Origin of the sequence: Bacillus sp. FSL R5-0422 (assembly GCF_038610765.1) — a bacterium.
Classification (GTDB): domain Bacteria; phylum Bacillota; class Bacilli; order Bacillales; family Bacillaceae; genus Bacillus; species Bacillus pumilus_O.
Genome location: NZ_CP152014.1, coordinates 2,227,895 through 2,245,308 on the forward strand (window position 1 = coordinate 2,227,895; position 17,414 = coordinate 2,245,308).

Consider the following 17,414-nt stretch of genomic DNA (forward strand, 5'->3'; position numbering starts at 1 on the left):
TCGCTTTTATGGATTCTGCGCAAGTACTTCTTTCTGTCAATGCAACATATTTGATCTTAGATGATCTTACAAAAAGTCATGGAAGATGTCAACTTTTGTTTTCCCCGCCCATGAGCTTTTTCATGGATTCCATTTGATTCATGAATTTTTTTGATTTCAAATAAAGGCCTGAATACTCGTCATAGTAGTGGTCGAGCACTTGACGAATTTCTTGTTTCGTTTGCGGTTTCACATCAACCTGACCGAGCCTTGATAAATCAAAATAATGAAATAAACGGAGCAGCCTTGCAGCTGCTGGGGATAAGGGCAGTTTATACGGATCTTTAGAAAAGCAATTTTGGCAAATGAAGCCGTTATCTCTAATTGAGAAATGAAACTGCCCTTCTTTTTGACCACAATGAACACATTGATCAAGTTCGGGCTTCATCCCCATCACTGATAACATTTTAACCTCTACGATAAATAAGATAATATCAGCATCTGTGCCTTCATTCAGATGACGCAGAGATTGAAGCAAGAGCTCAAACAAATAAGGGTTTGGCTTTTTTTCTTCTGTGCCTTTATCGAGTAATTCTGTCATGTATGCGGCATATGCGGTCAAAAATAAATCTTCCCGAATGGTCCGCATACTTTCAATCATTTCACCTTGCTGGAGCGTTCCAAGTCCTGTTGATGATTGGATCAGGAAGGTTCCGTATAAAAACGGCTGGCTTATGGCTGACAGGCGGCTGTTTGATTTTTTTGCGCCTCTTGCCATCACACCAATTTTCCCATGTTCTCTAGTGAGCAGCGTGACAATTTTGTTTGTTTCGCCATAATCTGTTGTTCTAAGGACGATTCCTTCACTTTTAATGAGCATTTGTCTACACTCCGAGCATTGGAGGGGGTCAAGAATTATAAGATTGGAAAATCAAATCGTGCTATCTCTTCTTCAAGTACATCGGGTCTTTCCAGGTTCTCCTTTTCTAACTCTTTGAAAAGCAGATACGTGTCAACGCTTCCTGTTTGTGAAAATACGTTCCATGTAAAATTCAACATAAAAACCCCACCTTTCTTTATTAGAAGCAGCAACGCTACATCCAACATATTAATTTTATCTTGACCAGGCTACCTCCATTTCATGATAAACAATTTTTACTAATCGAACCGCACCATTGTCAGATTTTATGACAACAGCAACGTTTTTTTAATATTCGTCTTCTCTAAATCCGAAGTCACGAAGGTGAGTGGACTTATTACGCCAGTCCTTCTGAACCTTTACCCAAAGCTCCAGATACACTTTTGAACCGAGAAGTGCTTCGATATCTCTGCGCGCTTTTTGTCCCACTTCTTTTAATAAGCTGCCTCGTTTCCCAATCACAATCCCTTTTTGCGAATCACGTTCTACGACAATGGTCGCCGCCACATGGATCTTGCCATTTTCATCTGGCTTAATGGATTCGATCGCAACTGCAATGCTATGCGGAATCTCTTCTCTCGTTAAATGCAGCACTTTTTCACGAATTAATTCAGAAATAATAAATCGCTCTGGATGGTCTGTTACTTGATCTGCTGGGTAAAATTGCGGGCCCTCAGGAAGATAACCTTCAACCTGCTGAAGAAGCGTATCAATGTTGTTTCCTTCAAGAGCTGAAATTGGCACAATTTCCTTAAATGGATAACGTGTGCGGTATTCATCAATTAAAAGGAACAGCTCATCTGGGTGAATTTGGTCGATTTTATTGACGACTAGAAATACTGGTGTAGATGTTTGCTTGAGTCGTTCAATGATGAATTCATCACCCTTGCCATAGCCTTCCTTTGCATTGATCATAAACAAGATCAGGTCGACTTCCTTCAGTGTATTTTGAGCCACTTTCATCATAAAATCACCAAGCTTATGCTTAGGTTTATGAATACCTGGTGTATCGATAAAGATCGTTTGTGACGAGTTTGTTGTTAAGACACCTTGCACTTTATTTCGTGTCGTTTGGGGCTTATCACTCATGATAGCAATCTTTTGTCCAATAACACGATTAAGAAAGGTTGATTTTCCTACATTTGGTCTTCCAATAATTGATACAAATCCTGATTTGAAGCTTTCGTTAGTCATTTAAATCCTCCGGTGAAAATGCGCCTGGCAATAGTTCATTTACTGTTGTTTCGTATATTTGTCCTTTTAAGTTCGTTAGAATCACTGGCATGTCAGGTGCACATAGCTCTGAAATGACCTGTCTGCATGCCCCGCACGGCGAAACAGGACGGTCTGTATCAGCCACTACTGCTAGCATTTGAAACGATGTGTTGCCTTCTGAATAGGCTTTAAAAAGTGCTGTTCTTTCTGCACAATTACACATACCATATGCTGCATTTTCAATGTTGCAGCCGCCATACACTGTTCCATCATTCGACAGTAATGCTGCACCGACTTTGAATTTTGAATAGGGTACATATGCAAAGTCCCTTGCTTTAATTGCTTCTGAAATCAACTCTTGTTTGTTCATTCCTAGTTCCCACTTTCAGAAGAAATGGTACCACTGTCACATTTATATTTTACATAATTCACGTGACATTTTCACGCCCATTTCTAAAAATGTTAATAAATAGTAATATTGTTCTATTGCATGATCTTCGGTAAGAAGATGATCAATCCAATCATAACCGAAATCGCGGCGTAAACGCAAACAGCGCCTGCTGCAGCGTCTTTCGCTTTCTCAGCAAGCGGGTGCCTCTCTTCTGTCATCAGGTCCACTGTATGTTCAATGGCTGTATTGACAAGTTCAAGCGCAAACATCCCCCCGCATAAAAGCAAAACGATCATCCATTCAAATGGTTCAATGTGAAACCAAAAGCCGCAGATCATCACGATGATGGCTGCGACTGTGTGAAATCGAAAATTCCGTTCATTCAAGAAAGTTCGCCATATTCCTCTAAATGCATAATAAAAACTCCGAAAAAAACGGGCAAGCGGCCTTCTTTTCTTACGAAGATCTTGAAAGGCCATAATCATCCAAGATCTTTGTCTGTTTGGCGAACATTTCTTTTTCATCTTCCTCTGTCATATGATCAAACCCGAGCAAATGTAGAAATCCATGAATGGTGAGGAATCCAAGCTCTCTCATAAAGGAATGTCCATATTCCTCTGCCTGCTCTTTCGTACGGTCCACACTAATGATGATGTCGCCAAGTACTGGCGGAATATCATCAGCACCAATGATTTCAATTTCCCCTTCTCCTTCTTCCTCAAGTGCAAAGGAGATCACATCCGTTGGTGCGTCTTTTCCGCGGTATTCTTTATTGATTTGATGAATCTCTTCATTCGAGACGATCGTCACTGATACCTCCGCTTGATCTTTAACCTCAAGGGCATCAGCAGCGAAAAGAAGAAGCTTTTCCACTTCTTCAAGCTGCTCTTTTGATACTTGTCCTGTTTCATCTATTAAATCAATTAACAATGTCATTTACTTCACCTTCTGCTTCGGGGCATCCGGATATTCAATCCGAGAATGGAATATCCCCTTTAATGTTGTACAAATCGTTTGACTAATAATATTTAACTCTTTAAATGTCAGATCACATTCACTGAATTGCCCATCCTGCATTTTATCGGAAATAATGCCTTTGACGAGCTTTTCGATCCGTTCTGGATTTGGATTATGCATCGATCGTACCGCTGCTTCCACGCTATCCGCTACAGAAATAATTGCCGCTTCTTTTGATTGCGGTTTTGGACCAGGATAACGGAATTCTTCTTCTGTCACCTGATCATCACGCTCTTTTGCCTTATAGTAAAAGAACTTTAACAGTGACTTCCCGTGATGCTGTTCGGCAATATCGACAAGCTCTTCAGGAAACTTCTTTTCTCTCAGCATATCAGCTCCATCTGTCGTATGAGCAATAATGATATTTTTACTTAGCTGAGGAGAAAGCTTGTCATGCGGATTATCAATGTTCATTTGGTTTTCGATAAAGTATTGGGGTCTTTTCGTTTTGCCAATGTCATGATAATAAGCGCCAACCCTTGCTAAAAGACCGTTTGCTCCGACTGCTTCACATGCCGCATCCGCTAAATTTGCCACCATGACACTATGATGATATGTACCTGGTGTCTCTGTTAAAATCTTTTTAAGCAGCGGATGATTTGGATTTGATAGTTCAATCAGCTTCATTGTTGAAAGAATGCCAAACATACTCTCAAACACAGGCATTAGCCCAATGACCAAAATAGATGATGCAAACCCTGACACAATTGCCATCATAAGGTTTACACCGATTTCAAGCCCTGATGGTGAGGAGTTTTGGATGAGCGTAATGGATAGAACCACAAGGACATTCACCAAAGCGACCCAAAGCCCTGCCTGTAATATTTTTGAACGTGCATTATGCTTTCTCAAAAATAAAATGCCCGCCATCCCGCTCACAAGGTAATAAGCGCAGATCACATAGTTAAAGACGCCGGTTACACCTTGATTAAACATCATACTGCCGCAAAGAGCAAATACTAGACCAGAGAAAATCGCTAGCCGCTCATTGATAAGTAGCTTGATCAGCATTGTGCCAAGTGCCACTGGCACCACATATCCTATTGTCGTATATTTCGTTTCCTGGAAGAGACTGAATACTTCCATGATGACTAAAATAATCGTGAAAATGAGCGAATAGAGTAGCAACGACTTATTCTTATGAACAAGCGATTTTTTCCTCGATTCAAGTGAATGAATAATCGCTGCTAAAAACAGTCCAATTAAGATCATAAGACCGCTTACAGGCTTAATCAAATTGGAGCTGTTTAAGAGCCCTGTCAGTTCTAATTTACGATACACTTCTCGGTCGATAAGCTCTCCTTCTTCGACTAAGATTTGCCCTTGCTTAATCTGAACCGGCTGAATATTATCTGCGGCTTCTTGTCTTTTCTTCTCTGTTGCCACTGGATCAAATACATAGTTTGGAATGATCGCAAATTCACCAATTTCTTTCGCAGCATTTAAGTATTTTGATGGAATTGAGTTGTTTTCAAGCTCTGTTTTCACTTGTTTTTTCTCTTCTTGCAATTTCGCTGCTGTGATTTCTTTACTCATCAGTGAATTCACCACTGTGATGATAGAATCCTTGGTAAAAGAGAGATTTTCGTCACTTGCTTGAAGCAGCGCTTTGATGGATTGGTCTGAAACAGCCTCCTGCATATCTGAGGTCAGTTTTTCTTTCACACGCTTGACCATTTCTTTATCCGATGGCGGATTCTCTTTTTCATCAGCTGCTTTTTTCTCTTCTTTTATAGCTTCGAAAAGGGAGGAGATGAGATCAACTCGATTGTCAGAATACGCTTTTTTGAGTGTATATTGATCCTCTACTTGATCTGTTGCTTCTTGTTTCTTTTCTTCTGTCGCTTCTTGATCATCGACGGTTGATGGAGAATAGATGGTCTGTTCGCTCACCGAAAATAAATCTAAGTCGAGCGATTCAGGCTTTACATGGAAGAAGAGCACCACGAATAGAATGGCTGCTAAACCAGCGTATAGCAAAACATTTAAATAGCGTGAGCGCTCCATTTTCTGAGGTTCTTTTTTAGACAGCAGTCTTTTACGGTTACTGTCTTTCTGATTCTTTCTCAAGGAAAGTACCTCCTTTTTTACTTTAAACCACGATCGAAACAAAATGACCCGATGAAGACGATCGGGTCATTAAGGTCACTTTTGCTTTTCGTATGCTCCGATGATCTTTGCCACAAGCGGGTGTCTGACCACATCTGTTTGGTCTAGCTCAATAAATGAGATGCCCTTGATCTCTGCAAGCATGTCCTTTGCAGCTGCAAGGCCAGACTGCATGCCCTTCGGCAAGTCAATCTGTGTAATATCTCCTGTAATGACCATTTTAGAGCCAAACCCAAGTCTCGTCAAAAACATTTTCATTTGGGCAGGCGTTGTATTTTGCGCTTCATCTAAAATAACAAATGCGTCATCAAGTGTCCGCCCTCTCATGTAGGCAAGAGGCGCTATTTCAATCACACCACGCTCGATTAAACGTTCCGTATGATCACTGCCAAGCACATCATGCAAGGCATCATATAGTGGTCTTAAATAAGGATCTACTTTTTCCTTTAGATCACCTGGTAAAAAGCCAAGACTCTCTCCTGCTTCTACAGCTGGTCTTGTCAGGATAATTCGTTTCACATGTCCATTTTTCAGTGCATGTACGGCGTTGACGACTGCCAAATACGTCTTCCCTGTTCCAGCTGGTCCAATTCCAAAGACAAGGTCATCTTTTTTCATTGCCGCAGCATATTCCCGCTGGCCAATGGTTTTTACCCTGATTGACTTTCCTTTAGCATTTTTCGTAATTTCATCTTCATACATATTTTCAAAATAATTGAGCTTATCTTTTTGCGCCATTTTAATGGCATATACGACATCCCGTTCAGAAATCTCAATTCCTTTTCGAATAAGATGTAAGAGAGATGTCATCAGACGGCTCACTGTTTCTCTTGATGCTTCCTGACCAGAAACATACACTTTTTCTCCGCGTGTAATAATGGAGACATTCAGCTCGTTTTCCATCAGTTTCAGATAAGCATCTTGATTACCAAATAAAGCAATCGCTTCGTTTGGGCTATCTAATTTTTGTTGAATTTCAAGTAAATGTTCTGTCATTCTCTAGTCTCCCTGAACAATAGGTGTTGGTTGAACAATATCTTCTATTACTTGGTAAAGGATGATTAACTTAACTTTACCATTCCCTGTTGTCTCGTGCAAAACTTTTTCACTTTTCACCTCTCCTGTTTGACCTAGCTTCTCTTCTAATTCTTTTTTACCCATTTTAATCCCTGCTTGAACTGCTTCTTTATTTGTGTATGTTCGGTTCATTATTTCACTTTCGCGTGTCGTTTCTTTTTCATAGGAAAATGGGAGCTGGAAATTTAAGAAATGGAGTGGGTGAACTTCTGTTTCTGTTTTCGGCTGCTTAAAATCATCCTTTTTAAAGGAAAAGCCCCAAAAAGGCACTGAACCTCCAAATGCGGAGAGCTTGTGCTTTGTCTTCATTTTACCCGTAAAGACATCAAAAGATGTTTGAAGAGGGACAGAAACTTCAGAACGGTACCACGTTTCTCCATAAATTTTCGCTTTAGCACCGACCGTTTTTTGCTGGTCTTCGCTGCCGATGAGGCCAGAGACGAGCATTTGTCCTTTCTTCACATGTTCATCAACTGCGGCAAGCGGCTCTCCTTTTTCCACATACATTCTCGTGATGACCGCCTTCTTCTTGGCCACAATATGCTGTGGGCTTGTATATTTTTCTTTTTCCGGCTCATTTTTTTCCACAACTTTCATTTGAAATGTTGTACCGTTAAGTTCAACGCCAACCCATGTAATGCTTTGAATATTGGCGGTCAGTGATTTTTGGATTTTTTCAGGTGTTCCCATTAGAAACTGAAAACGGCCTTTTTGTACCCCAATCTCGTCTAAATGCTTTCTCATCTGATGTTCAGTTTCTGGATTGGCTCCTTTAATATCAATTTTCCACACCATGTTCGAAAGCGCCAATATCGTCGCTAGAAAAAACACAATCCCAAGGGTAAACCCAATATTCTTCCTTGACCATAGGAGAAGGAACGGAAATCCCTTCTTTTGATGAAATGAACATGATACCTCATGATGTCTTTGTACTTTTCTGAAAGCATGTACATCTGATAAGCGAATAAATAAGCGCACGCTGTCTTGACGGCGGATCACTTGAAACATTGTGATCCCCTGTCTCGTGCACTCATTGATAAGCCGCTCAATGCCGTTTCCCTTGATCTCCACTTCCACTCTGCCAATAAAATAGGCGAACCATTTATTCTTCACACTTCTCCCCTCCGTCAGTTAAGAATCAATATAACGGACCTCATCGATTTTCCCTTCTAATAAGATCTCTTCTGGCAAAATCGTTTTAATCACAAAATCTTTCCCTGAAATAATGCATTGTCCTTGCTTGAGCATTAGCCTTACTTCTTGATCACTGAAAAGCAAAAGCCCTTTATGGTTCTCTATGTAAATGTGGAGTCTGCCAACCATCGTAATACGGGGAAGATCCATCATGACGTCTGGAGGGATTTCAAGTGTTCTTGTCAGCCATGCTTTAAGTCGATTTTTTCTTTTTCCCATTCAATAAGAACCCCTTCCCACCTCATGTGTATGAGATCAAACTGAAAGATGGTGAGACCGCTGAGAAAGCCTCTATATCATCTTATTCCTTAGTGGTTCAGATCATGCTAATGAATCCCGCAAAACAGCCATTTCATCATTATTCACTGCGAGAGGTCTCTATCAGGACAAACATAAAAAGCCCCTTTATATAAAGGGACTTTCTTGTTCATCTTTTATATGGCCGGTTCATCGTTCTGTGCGGCTTTTTCGCGCGCGGCTCTCCAAATACTTCTCCAAGAAGCATGCCTTGAACAACAGTATTTTGATTAAGCTTGTCAATGACGTGCGGCTTCATTTCCGCAGCAGAAGCTTTCGGCTTGGTCAGCTGCCTTTCAAGAGATTTGAACTCTTTATTCAGCTCGCTTTTTCTTTCTTTCATTTCAGCTAGTGTAGCGGTATAACGATCCTGTAAGGACTGTGAACCTTGTTTCTTCATCCCGCCATGATCATGCACATCGCCAAAATCGTCCAACTGGTCTGTTGAGACCGGGTTTTCTGCTTTCTTTTGAGGCATAGGCTTATTCTGAGGAGCCGGCTTATGTTGCCGGTTGTCTTGTTCCTTCTCCTCTTGTTTGCCGATTTTCCCAAATACAGCAGAGATAATACCGATGATAATCGCAATTAGTAACGGATTTTCAAATAGAATGTCCATTGGGCTCCCTCCTTAAAGCGTGAGAGGATGCTTATTTGTTTTCATTATCAGATGGACCTTTTGTCATTTTACCAAATGAATCTCTCATATCCGTATCAGCATCGATATTCTTAATATTCATGTAGTCCATGACTCCAATATTCCCTTCACGTAACGCTTCAGCCATGGCAAGTGGTACTTCCGCCTCGGCTTCTACGACTTTCGCGCGCATTTCTTCAACTTTCGCACGCATTTCTTGCTCCTGGGCAACAGCCATTGCGCGGCGTTCTTCAGCTTTTGCCTGTGCAATGTTTTTATCTGCTTCTGCTTGGTCTGTTTGCAGAATTGCCCCGATGTTCTTACCGATGTCCACATCTGCGATATCAATCGAGAGAATTTCAAATGCAGTACCTGAATCTAATCCTTTACCAAGAACCGTTTGAGAAATCATATCTGGGTTTTCTAGAACCCTTTTATGATTATTTGACGAACCGATTGTAGAGACAATCCCTTCACCTACACGAGCAATAATTGTTTCTTCCCCAGCACCACCGACAAGTCGTTCGATGTTTGCACGAACTGTGATACGTGCTTTTGCTTTTACTTCAATCCCGTCCATTGCCACACCAGAGATAAATGGTGTTTCAATGACTTTAGGGTTTACACTCATTTGTACAGCTTCAAGTACGTCACGGCCTGCTAGGTCGATTGCTGCACAGCGTGCAAAGTTCAATTCAATATTCGCACGTTGAGCCGCGATTAATGCATTTACAACTCGGTCAACGTTACCACCTGCAAGGTAATGACTTTCTAGTTGGTTAATCGTCACATCAAGACCTGCTTTATGTGCTTTGATGAGCGGATTGACCACTCGGTTTGGAATGACTCGGCGAAGTCTCATTCCTACAAGTGTAAAAATGCTCACTCTTACGCCAGCCGCTAGGGCAGAAATCCACAGCATCACCGGTACAAAGGTGAAGAAGATCGATAGAACGATCAAACCTGCTGCGATAATCACAAATAATAATAAAGTAGACGGATCCATTTTATTCCTCCTATAAATTCAGTATATCTATACTTTCCTCACGACAATGCGTGAGCCTTCCGCTTTGACGATTTTAACCTGTTCATCCTTGTCAATAAACGCACCTTCTGATACAACATCAATGCGTTCATCTCCGAGTACAGCCGTCCCAGACGGGCGAAGCGCTGTTAATGTAACAGCGATCTGTCCAACAAGATCCTCTCTTGTTTCATTTGAGACATAACCGCTTTCTTTATTGGTTGAATCGGTTAAAATGAATTTTTTAAAAAATTTCATACGTTTCCCCAACACCTTTGTCAATAATATAACTGCTATGATTGAAACAGCAGTGGCAATCAAGATGGAAATCGCCATTTCTGTAAAGCTTCCAGCTGCTAAAAATAAGCTGACAACCACACAGATCAGTCCAATGACACCTACGATTCCCCCCGGCAAAAACAATTCCAGGATTAAGAGCAATAACCCTGCTAAAAACAGGAACAACGTCTCATATCCTGCAAAGCCTGCCACGAGATGACCATAAAAGAATAGAAGAAGCGCTGTCACTCCCATGGTGCCTGGAACACCGAATCCGGGTGAATAGAGTTCAACGATTAACCCTAAGCTTGCAATGGATAAAAGGATTGGAATGACGATTGGATGCGTAAGAAAGCGCGCAACCTTTTCAGCAAAGCTTACTTCATCATATTGAACTGAAGCATTTGCTAACTTCAGTTTTTGAAGCAAGTCATCTAAATTTTTCGCTTCACCTTCTGCGTAACCGAATTGAAGCGCTCGATCCGTATTAAAGGTGAGCAGTTCTCCTTTTGGTGCACCGGCATCTTTCGCATCTATGTCTGGATCAGCCATCGCAAGCGCATATTTCGGATCACGTCCCTGCTTTTCGGCAGCATCGCTCATTTCAGCAAGCCATAGAGACTCAGATTTTTGATCGGCAGCATTACCTTCACCGTCAATGATCGCAGCAGCCCCCATCTTTCCATTTGGGGTCATATAAATTTGATCGGCATTTAGTGCAAGGAATGCCCCGGCTGAAAGCGCTCTATGATTCACAAACGCTGTCACAGGAATATCAGACGCACGAATAGTATCTGCAATCTCAAGCGCGGCATCGACTGCACCACCGGGCGTATTGATGTCTAGAATGATATGTTTCGCTCGTTCGGACTTGGCATGCTCAAATGATCGTTCAATAAATTTAGAAAGTCCTTTTTCTACTGTATCTTCAATTGGGATAACATGAACTTTCTGATCTACTGATTTCGCGGTCAATTGAACCCCTAATAATAAGCATATTATAAAACAACTGAAGAGAGCAATAGAAATTTTTATTTTTTTCATCTATTTGGTGATCCCTCCTCTCTATCTTCCATTTTACTGTTCCTTTACATACGTTACAAATGTATCATAGGTTTCATTTTTATATGACAGAATCACGAGGGCATAAAAAAAGTACCCTTCTAACAATAGAAGGATACTTTTTTATTGAGACAACTGCTCGCTGACAAGTCTGTTAATGACAGCTCCATCAGCTTTACCTTTTACTTTTGGCATAATAGCGCTCATGACTTTACCCATATCAGCTTTCGATGAAGCACCTGTTTCAGCGATCGTCTCTTTCACGATCGTTTGCAGTTCTTCTTCAGAAAGCTGTTCAGGTAAATAAACGTCTAAGATGTCAATCTCTTTTTGAACTTTATCTACTAAATCTAAGCGATTAGCTTTCGAAAATTCATGGAGGGAGTCTTTACGTTGCTTAATCTCGCGGGAAAGGACGGTTAGTTCCTCATCGCCGGTCAAACTGTCTTTCTTAAGCTTAATTGCTTCATTTTGGAGCGAAGCCTTTACCATCCGAATGACAACAAGCTTGTCTTTCTCACGGTTTTTCATCATAAGCTTCATATCAGAATTTAATTGCTCAAGAAGACTCATAAAATCCACCCTCTTTAGAATTTACGTTTTCTAGCAGCTTCAGACTTTTTCTTGCGCTTTACGCTAGGCTTTTCATAAAATTCACGCTTTCTTGCTTCTTGCAATGTTCCAGTTTTGGATACACTGCGTTTAAAGCGACGAAGAGCATCTTCAAGCGATTCGTTTTTTCTAACGACCGTTTTTGACATTCTCTTTCCCTCCCTCCGAATACACCAATCGACTGCATTAAAAAAAGATATACATGCAAAACATGTACCTAGACATTATAATATAAGCCTAGTGTGAGGTCAACTAAGTGATTTGGAAATATATTTTCGTCATGAGCAGGTAGACAAGTCCATATATTCATTGGTAAGAGGAGGACTTTTCTATGATGGCGATCATTTATTTCTGTGCACTTATTTTCATTTTTTTATGGTCAATGGGTTTGCTGAGAAAAGGATTAATGGCGCTTGCGTCGTCTCGTATTGAGAAATCACTTCTTCTCTTTACAGATCACCCAGTAAAGGCATTCTTAGTCAGTATTATATTTACAGGAATTCTTCAAAGCAGTTCAGCGTTTATGGTCATCGTGATCGGCTTTGTCAGTACAGGCATTCTCTCTTTTAAAAAGTCCATTCCAATGATTCTTGGTACGAATATTGGCTCTACGTTTACAACAGAATTTATCGCCATTAAAATGGATGTTTTCATGTGGGTCTTGATCCTAGTTGGTCTGATATGCATGATGTTAGGCAGGAAATCCTTTAGGCATGCAGGAAAAAGTATATTTGGGCTCGGGATGATCTTTTTCTGCATTCAAGGCTTTTCTAAAATTGCAGGTATGATGACAAGTCAGCCTGAGACATTGCGCTTTCTTGAAATGATGCAGCATTCTGACTGGACGGCACTGCTATCTGGCACTATTTTTACAGCGATTGTTCATTCGAGCTCCGTTTGTATCGGTATTTTAATGGGGTTTATGAATGAAGGAACAGTTGGGCTTCAGGAAGGCATCAGCTTTGTATTAGGGTCCAATATCGGGACATGTATTACAGCCGTAATGGCTGCCATATCTGGCGGCTATGCAGCACGACAAACAGCTTATGCACACGTTTTGTTTAATGTGCTCGGAGTGCTTTTATGTCTCCCGTTTCTCGCCACGATGACTGAATTCGTCGCCCTTCTTGCAAATGCTCCAGCCCAGCAAATTGCACATTTTAGCCTGCTGTTTAATGTGGCAAGCTCTTTGCTTTTCTTCCCATTCATCCGTCCATTTCACACATTGATTTTATGTCTTTTACCGAATCAATCAAAATAAAAACACCAGCTTGCCTTTTTGGCAGTCGGTGTTTTATTGATTATGAGGTCATTCTCACTTTGTCTGTTTGTACTTCATCGCTTATACGAACGAATTGTCCTTCGTTATAAGGATAACCCGCTTTCGTGATTTTCACTTTGACCAAACGACCGATCATGTCCTCTGTTCCTTCAAAAACAACCTTCATATAGTTATCTGTATAGCCCACATAAAGATTGTGCTTTCCTTCTTGTTCTTTGAAGGATTCTTCTGGAATAATCTCTAGGACATCCCCTTCATAAGCTGAAGCATATTCTTTCGCAAGCTGGTCAGAAAGAGCGATCAAGCGGTGGACACGTTCGTTTTTCACATTTTCATCCACTTGATCTTCCATTCTTGCAGCTGGCGTACCTGTACGTTTACTGTAAGGGAATACGTGCAGTTCAGAGAATTGATGGTCTTTGACAAAATTATATGTTTCCAAAAATTCTTCTTCTGTTTCTCCAGGGAACCCAACAATCACATCAGAAGTGACAGCAAGACCTGGCAATGCTTTTTTCAGCTTTGTTAAACGCTCTGCAAAGAATTCCATCGTATATTTACGGCGCATTCTTTTCAGCACTGTGTTAGAGCCAGATTGAAGCGGGATGTGCAGATGTCTAACAATTTTATCTGACTGATCAAGCACTTCGATCACTTCATCTGTAATTTGGCTTGCTTCGATAGATGAAATACGAATTCGTTTTAAACCGTTGACACGTTCATCTAATTCTTTCAGAAGCTTTGCAAAGTTATAATCCTTTAAGTCTTCACCGTATCCGCCTGTGTGAATACCTGTTAATACAATTTCTTTATAGCCGGCATCTACAAGCTGCTGCGCTTGGTTGATGACCTCTTCTGGATCTCGAGAACGAAGAAGTCCGCGAGCCCAAGGAATAATGCAGAATGTACAGAAGTTGTTACAGCCTTCTTGGATTTTTAATGACGCACGTGTTCTGTCTGTAAAGGCAGGAACATCGAGTTCTTCAAACACACGTGCTTTCATGATATTGCCAACCCCATTAATCGGCTGTCTTTCTCTGCGAAATTCTTCAATGTAACCGAGTAATTTATGTCTGTCTTGTGTTCCCACGACAATATCAACACCAGGAATCGCCATGATTTCTGCTGGAGATGTTTGCGCATAACAACCTGTTACACAAATGACACCATCCGGGTTATGACGAATGGCTCTTCTAATGACTTGACGGCTTTTTTTATCGCCTGTATTCGTGACCGTACATGTGTTAATGACATATACGTCTGCTTTTGATTCGTACTCTTTTCTTTCATAGCCTGCTTCTTTAAACAGCTGCCAGATCGCTTCTGTTTCATAGTGATTGACCTTACAGCCAAGTGTATGGAACGCTACTGTTCCCATCATGATTCACCTCTTAATAACTCTGTTTGATAAGATATAGCAGAAAGCGCGTAAAGAGGAGCTGTTTCTGTTCTTAAAATGCGTGGTCCGAGCCCGCAAATGACTGCACCAAGCGTTTCAAGCGCTTCAATCTCCTTTTCTGCCAAACCGCCTTCAGGACCAAAAACAACTAGCAAGGTTTGTCCGCCTTTCATTTGTTGGAGCACAGTTTGAAAGCGGCTTTGCTCTCCTTCTTTCGATGATTCTTCGTATGCAACGACACATTTATCGAATTCACTAGCTAATTGAGTCAGCTCTTTAAACGTTGATACTGGATAAACATGAGGAATGATATTCCGGTAGGATTGCTCAGCTGCTTCTTTCGCAATTTTCTCCCAGCGATCTCGTTTTTTATGTGACTTCTTTTGGTCAAGCTTTGTAATAGAACGAGCCGCTTGAAAAGGGATAAATGCACTCGCGCCAAGCTCTGTGCCTTTTTGGATAATTAGCTCAAGCTTATCTCCTTTTGGGAGACCACTCGCAATTGTGACCCTTACAGGAAGTTCTCTGTCCTGATTTGTCCAGCCTTCAAGGTGACAAAGGACTTCTTCCTTTGTTATTGTATCAATTTTACTGAGCGCTTCAAAGCCGTCTGTCGTTAAACAAAGGATTTCCTGCCCTGCTTTCATGCGCATGACGTTGGAAAGGTGATGTACATCTTTACCTTTGATGACGATAGCTTCCTTTGCGATCACTTCTTCTTTCGTGAGGTCGATAAAATATCGTTGCATACGTGTCCTGACACCTACTCGCTTTATTTTTTCGCTATAATGCTGACCCAATCTTCCATTGATAGCACTTCAACAATGTCAAAACCTGCTTCTTCTAATGCTGTTTTGACTTGTAATTTCTTTTGTCCAATGATGCCTGAAGTAATGAAATAGCCATCTTTCTTCAATAAGTCATAGGCTTGATCTGTAAAGCGCAAAATCACTTCTGCGAGAATGTTGGCGACGATAACATCATGTTCACCTGAAATCCCATCAAGTAAGTTATTTTGCTTGACCGTTACTTGTTCACTTACACCATTTAGCTCGATGTTTTGCTTCGCACTTTCAACCGCAACGGTGTCGAGATCAAAGGCTTGAATGTCCTTTGCACCAACCATCGCTGCTGCCACACTTAAAATCCCAGAGCCTGTTCCAACATCAATTACCGTATCGTTTTCCTTCACATAGCGCTCAAGCGCCTGAATACAAAGAACCGTTGTTGGGTGTGTCCCTGTTCCAAATGCCATTCCTGGGTCCATTTCAATAATCAGTTCATCAGAATGAACCGGCGTATATTCTTCCCACGTTGGAACGATGGTGAATTTTTCAGAGATTTTCACAGGATGATAGTATTTCTTCCATGCGGTGGCCCATTCTTCTTCATTTACTTCACAAATGGACAGCGTATTTCGCCCAAGATCAATATCGTATAGAAGAAGATTGTTGATGGCTTCTTTGATCTCATCTACCGTTTCCATTAAAAAGCTATTCATTGGAAGATAGGCTTTGACGATGACCCCTTCTTCAGGATAGTCATTCGGATCGAGCTGGTAGATCTCACCGTATACATTTTCACGTTCCTTGACTAAATCAAGCGGGTCCTCAATCACGACACCACTCGCACCTGCTTCATGCAAAATATTGGTGATTGGTTCCACCGCTTCATTTGTTGTATGGACGCTAATTTCTGACCACTTCAATACTACCAACTCCTTATCCGTCTTACTCGCCTTTAAATGCGCGTTTTACCTTATCGAAGAAGCTCATTTCTTGTTCGTCCGGTTTATTTCCGCTCACTTCAGCAAATTTTCTAATGATATCTTTTTGATTGTCCGTTAAATTTGTTGGTGTGACGACTCGTACAACGATATGCTGATCGCCTTGACCATAGCCGCGTACATTTTTCACACCTTTTCCTTTAAGTCTAAATTTCGTGCCAGTTTGTGTACCAGCAGGGACTTTCAATTTTACTTTACCGTGTAATGTCGGCACTTCAATTTCGTCACCTAATGCAGCTTGTGCAAAGGTTAACGGCATTTCGCAGTAAATGTCATCTCCGTCACGCTCAAAGAATTCATGCGAGCGCACATGGAACACAACAAATAAATCGCCTGGAGGCCCTCCATTTACACCTGGCTCCCCTTGACCAGACACTCTGAGCTGCTGACCATCGTCAACACCAGCTGGGATCGTCACATTGATTTTCTTACGCTTACGCACTTTACCAGAGCCGCCACATGTAGAACATTTGTGATCGATTTGTTTTCCTGTTCCGCTACAGTAGTTACATACTCTGCGATTGACCACTTTACCAAACGGAGTTGATTGCTCAACATTTAATTGACCGGAGCCGCCGCAATGTGAACATGTCTTCGCATCTGTCCCAGGCTTTGCCCCTGATCCATGGCATGTTTCACATGATTCCTCACGAGGGATTTCAATCGTTGCTTCTTTCCCAAATGCTGCTTCTTCAAATGAAAGCGTCATTGTATATTGCAAGTCTGCTCCTTGACGAGGTGCATTTGGATCTCTTCTTCTGGCTCCACCGCCAAAAATACTAGAGAAGATGTCATCAAAGCCACCGAAGCCGCCAAAGTCTCCACCTCCGCCAAAACCGCCGCCACCAAAGCCTTGGTTTGGATCGGTATGACCGAACTGGTCATACTGCGAACGTTTTTGATCGTCAGAAAGGATTTCATAGGCTTCTTTTACTTCTTTGAATTTCTCATCTGAGCCAGCTTCTTTATTAATATCAGGGTGATACTTTTTTGAAAGCTTGCGGTATGCTTTTTTGATCTCGTCTTTTGAGGCGCTCTTACTCACGCCAAGCACTTCATAGTAATCACGCTTACTCATCTCTTCACACTCCCGATTTTCTCACATAAATACGATTGTATCATTTTGATTTGACCTTTT

At 41.3% G+C, this 17,414-nt stretch carries 20 protein-coding genes; 1 reads left to right on the forward strand and 19 read right to left on the reverse strand.

Annotated features, from left to right (window positions below):
• Nucleotides 1–88: 88 nt before the first annotated feature.
• The 15 genes from recO to rpsU form a co-directional block, all read right to left on the reverse strand.
• Nucleotides 89–859 carry a DNA repair protein RecO gene (gene recO / locus MKX52_RS11380; RefSeq protein ID WP_012010612.1) on the reverse strand — a complete coding sequence of 257 codons (771 nt, stop codon included), beginning with the start codon at nt 857–859 and terminating at the stop codon, nt 89–91.
• 35 nt (nt 860–894) lie between these two features.
• Complete coding sequence (locus MKX52_RS11385; RefSeq protein ID WP_003217288.1) at nt 895–1,038, reverse strand: YqzL family protein; 144 nt, start codon at nt 1,036–1,038, stop codon at nt 895–897.
• Nucleotides 1,039–1,186: 148 nt separating this feature from the next.
• On the reverse strand, nt 1,187–2,092 hold the full coding sequence (gene era / locus MKX52_RS11390) for a GTPase Era (RefSeq protein WP_012010613.1): 906 nt from the start codon (nt 2,090–2,092) through the stop codon (nt 1,187–1,189).
• The gene (locus MKX52_RS11395) at nt 2,085–2,483 is read right to left on the reverse strand and encodes a cytidine deaminase (protein WP_342490722.1); all 399 of its coding nucleotides are present in this window, start codon (nt 2,481–2,483) and stop codon (nt 2,085–2,087) included. The genes era and MKX52_RS11395 overlap by 8 nt, the downstream gene beginning before the upstream one ends.
• Before the next feature lie 113 nt (nt 2,484–2,596).
• Nucleotides 2,597–2,983: a diacylglycerol kinase family protein gene (locus MKX52_RS11400; protein ID WP_041815743.1), complete on the reverse strand. Its 387-nt coding sequence runs from the start codon at nt 2,981–2,983 to the stop codon at nt 2,597–2,599.
• Nucleotides 2,961–3,440 carry an rRNA maturation RNase YbeY gene (ybeY, locus tag MKX52_RS11405; RefSeq protein ID WP_342490723.1) on the reverse strand — a complete coding sequence of 160 codons (480 nt, stop codon included), beginning with the start codon at nt 3,438–3,440 and terminating at the stop codon, nt 2,961–2,963. Before ybeY ends, MKX52_RS11400 begins: the two co-directional genes overlap by 23 nt.
• On the reverse strand, nt 3,441–5,528 hold the full coding sequence (locus MKX52_RS11410) for an HD family phosphohydrolase (protein ID WP_049754949.1): 2,088 nt from the start codon (nt 5,526–5,528) through the stop codon (nt 3,441–3,443). It lies immediately after the preceding gene.
• Nucleotides 5,529–5,666: 138 nt separating this feature from the next.
• Nucleotides 5,667–6,626 carry a PhoH family protein gene (locus tag MKX52_RS11415; protein WP_224925909.1) on the reverse strand — a complete coding sequence of 320 codons (960 nt, stop codon included), beginning with the start codon at nt 6,624–6,626 and terminating at the stop codon, nt 5,667–5,669.
• A 3-nt stretch (nt 6,627–6,629) separates the two neighbouring features.
• Complete coding sequence (gene yqfD / locus MKX52_RS11420) at nt 6,630–7,820, reverse strand: sporulation protein YqfD (RefSeq protein WP_216889363.1); 1,191 nt, start codon at nt 7,818–7,820, stop codon at nt 6,630–6,632.
• An 18-nt stretch (nt 7,821–7,838) separates the two neighbouring features.
• Nucleotides 7,839–8,120, reverse strand: coding sequence for a sporulation protein YqfC (gene yqfC, locus MKX52_RS11425; protein ID WP_012010618.1), 282 nt, complete (start codon nt 8,118–8,120; stop codon nt 7,839–7,841).
• Between the two features lie 208 nt (nt 8,121–8,328).
• A complete protein-coding gene (locus tag MKX52_RS11430) occupies nt 8,329–8,814 on the reverse strand; it encodes a hypothetical protein (protein ID WP_342490724.1) in 486 nt (161 codons plus the stop codon).
• A 31-nt stretch (nt 8,815–8,845) separates the two neighbouring features.
• Nucleotides 8,846–9,838, reverse strand: coding sequence for a flotillin-like protein FloA (floA, locus tag MKX52_RS11435; RefSeq protein WP_012010621.1), 993 nt, complete (start codon nt 9,836–9,838; stop codon nt 8,846–8,848).
• A 27-nt stretch (nt 9,839–9,865) separates the two neighbouring features.
• A complete protein-coding gene (locus tag MKX52_RS11440; protein WP_012010622.1) occupies nt 9,866–11,179 on the reverse strand; it encodes a nodulation protein NfeD in 1,314 nt (437 codons plus the stop codon).
• A gap of 141 nt (nt 11,180–11,320) precedes the next feature.
• Nucleotides 11,321–11,770, reverse strand: coding sequence for a GatB/YqeY domain-containing protein (locus MKX52_RS11445; RefSeq protein ID WP_041086254.1), 450 nt, complete (start codon nt 11,768–11,770; stop codon nt 11,321–11,323).
• Between the two features lie 14 nt (nt 11,771–11,784).
• Nucleotides 11,785–11,958, reverse strand: coding sequence for a 30S ribosomal protein S21 (rpsU, locus tag MKX52_RS11450; RefSeq protein ID WP_003152957.1), 174 nt, complete (start codon nt 11,956–11,958; stop codon nt 11,785–11,787).
• Nucleotides 11,959–12,140: 182 nt separating this feature from the next.
• Between rpsU and MKX52_RS11455 the strand changes: the two genes are divergently transcribed.
• The gene (locus MKX52_RS11455; protein WP_144498608.1) at nt 12,141–13,070 is read left to right on the forward strand and encodes a Na/Pi symporter; all 930 of its coding nucleotides are present in this window, start codon (nt 12,141–12,143) and stop codon (nt 13,068–13,070) included.
• Nucleotides 13,071–13,110: 40 nt separating this feature from the next.
• On the opposite strand, the gene mtaB is transcribed toward MKX52_RS11455, so the two are convergent.
• The 4 genes from mtaB to dnaJ are packed head-to-tail and all read right to left on the reverse strand — an operon-like array spanning nt 13,111 to nt 17,354.
• On the reverse strand, nt 13,111–14,469 hold the full coding sequence (gene mtaB, locus MKX52_RS11460; protein WP_041815749.1) for a tRNA (N(6)-L-threonylcarbamoyladenosine(37)-C(2))-methylthiotransferase MtaB: 1,359 nt from the start codon (nt 14,467–14,469) through the stop codon (nt 13,111–13,113).
• Nucleotides 14,469–15,239: a 16S rRNA (uracil(1498)-N(3))-methyltransferase gene (locus tag MKX52_RS11465; RefSeq protein WP_342490725.1), complete on the reverse strand. Its 771-nt coding sequence runs from the start codon at nt 15,237–15,239 to the stop codon at nt 14,469–14,471. Before MKX52_RS11465 ends, mtaB begins: the two co-directional genes overlap by 1 nt.
• 23 nt (nt 15,240–15,262) lie before the next feature.
• A complete protein-coding gene (gene prmA, locus MKX52_RS11470; RefSeq protein WP_012010627.1) occupies nt 15,263–16,198 on the reverse strand; it encodes a 50S ribosomal protein L11 methyltransferase in 936 nt (311 codons plus the stop codon).
• A 22-nt stretch (nt 16,199–16,220) separates the two neighbouring features.
• Nucleotides 16,221–17,354 carry a molecular chaperone DnaJ gene (gene dnaJ / locus MKX52_RS11475; RefSeq protein WP_119125137.1) on the reverse strand — a complete coding sequence of 378 codons (1,134 nt, stop codon included), beginning with the start codon at nt 17,352–17,354 and terminating at the stop codon, nt 16,221–16,223.
• Nucleotides 17,355–17,414 lie beyond the last annotated feature (60 nt).

Coding starts and splice junctions, on each gene's coding strand:
- yqfC (WP_012010618.1), bottom strand. CDS start 8,120: ATGGGAAAAAGAAAAAATCGACTTAAAGCATGGCTGACAAGAACACTT.
- era (WP_012010613.1), bottom strand. CDS start 2,092: ATGACTAACGAAAGCTTCAAATCAGGATTTGTATCAATTATTGGAAGA.
- MKX52_RS11465 (WP_342490725.1), bottom strand. CDS start 15,239: ATGCAACGATATTTTATCGACCTCACGAAAGAAGAAGTGATCGCAAAG.
- MKX52_RS11440 (WP_012010622.1), bottom strand. CDS start 11,179: ATGAAAAAAATAAAAATTTCTATTGCTCTCTTCAGTTGTTTTATAATA.
- MKX52_RS11400 (WP_041815743.1), bottom strand. CDS start 2,983: ATGGCCTTTCAAGATCTTCGTAAGAAAAGAAGGCCGCTTGCCCGTTTT.
- MKX52_RS11415 (WP_224925909.1), bottom strand. CDS start 6,626: ATGACAGAACATTTACTTGAAATTCAACAAAAATTAGATAGCCCAAAC.
- MKX52_RS11455 (WP_144498608.1), top strand. CDS start 12,141: ATGATGGCGATCATTTATTTCTGTGCACTTATTTTCATTTTTTTATGG.
- mtaB (WP_041815749.1), bottom strand. CDS start 14,469: ATGGGAACAGTAGCGTTCCATACACTTGGCTGTAAGGTCAATCACTAT.
- floA (WP_012010621.1), bottom strand. CDS start 9,838: ATGGATCCGTCTACTTTATTATTATTTGTGATTATCGCAGCAGGTTTG.
- rpsU (WP_003152957.1), bottom strand. CDS start 11,958: ATGTCAAAAACGGTCGTTAGAAAAAACGAATCGCTTGAAGATGCTCTT.
- MKX52_RS11385 (WP_003217288.1), bottom strand. CDS start 1,038: ATGTTGAATTTTACATGGAACGTATTTTCACAAACAGGAAGCGTTGAC.
- recO (WP_012010612.1), bottom strand. CDS start 859: ATGCTCATTAAAAGTGAAGGAATCGTCCTTAGAACAACAGATTATGGC.
- ybeY (WP_342490723.1), bottom strand. CDS start 3,440: ATGACATTGTTAATTGATTTAATAGATGAAACAGGACAAGTATCAAAA.
- MKX52_RS11445 (WP_041086254.1), bottom strand. CDS start 11,770: ATGAGTCTTCTTGAGCAATTAAATTCTGATATGAAGCTTATGATGAAA.
- MKX52_RS11410 (WP_049754949.1), bottom strand. CDS start 5,528: ATGGAGCGCTCACGCTATTTAAATGTTTTGCTATACGCTGGTTTAGCA.
- dnaJ (WP_119125137.1), bottom strand. CDS start 17,354: ATGAGTAAGCGTGATTACTATGAAGTGCTTGGCGTGAGTAAGAGCGCC.
- MKX52_RS11430 (WP_342490724.1), bottom strand. CDS start 8,814: ATGGACATTCTATTTGAAAATCCGTTACTAATTGCGATTATCATCGGT.
- MKX52_RS11395 (WP_342490722.1), bottom strand. CDS start 2,483: ATGAACAAACAAGAGTTGATTTCAGAAGCAATTAAAGCAAGGGACTTT.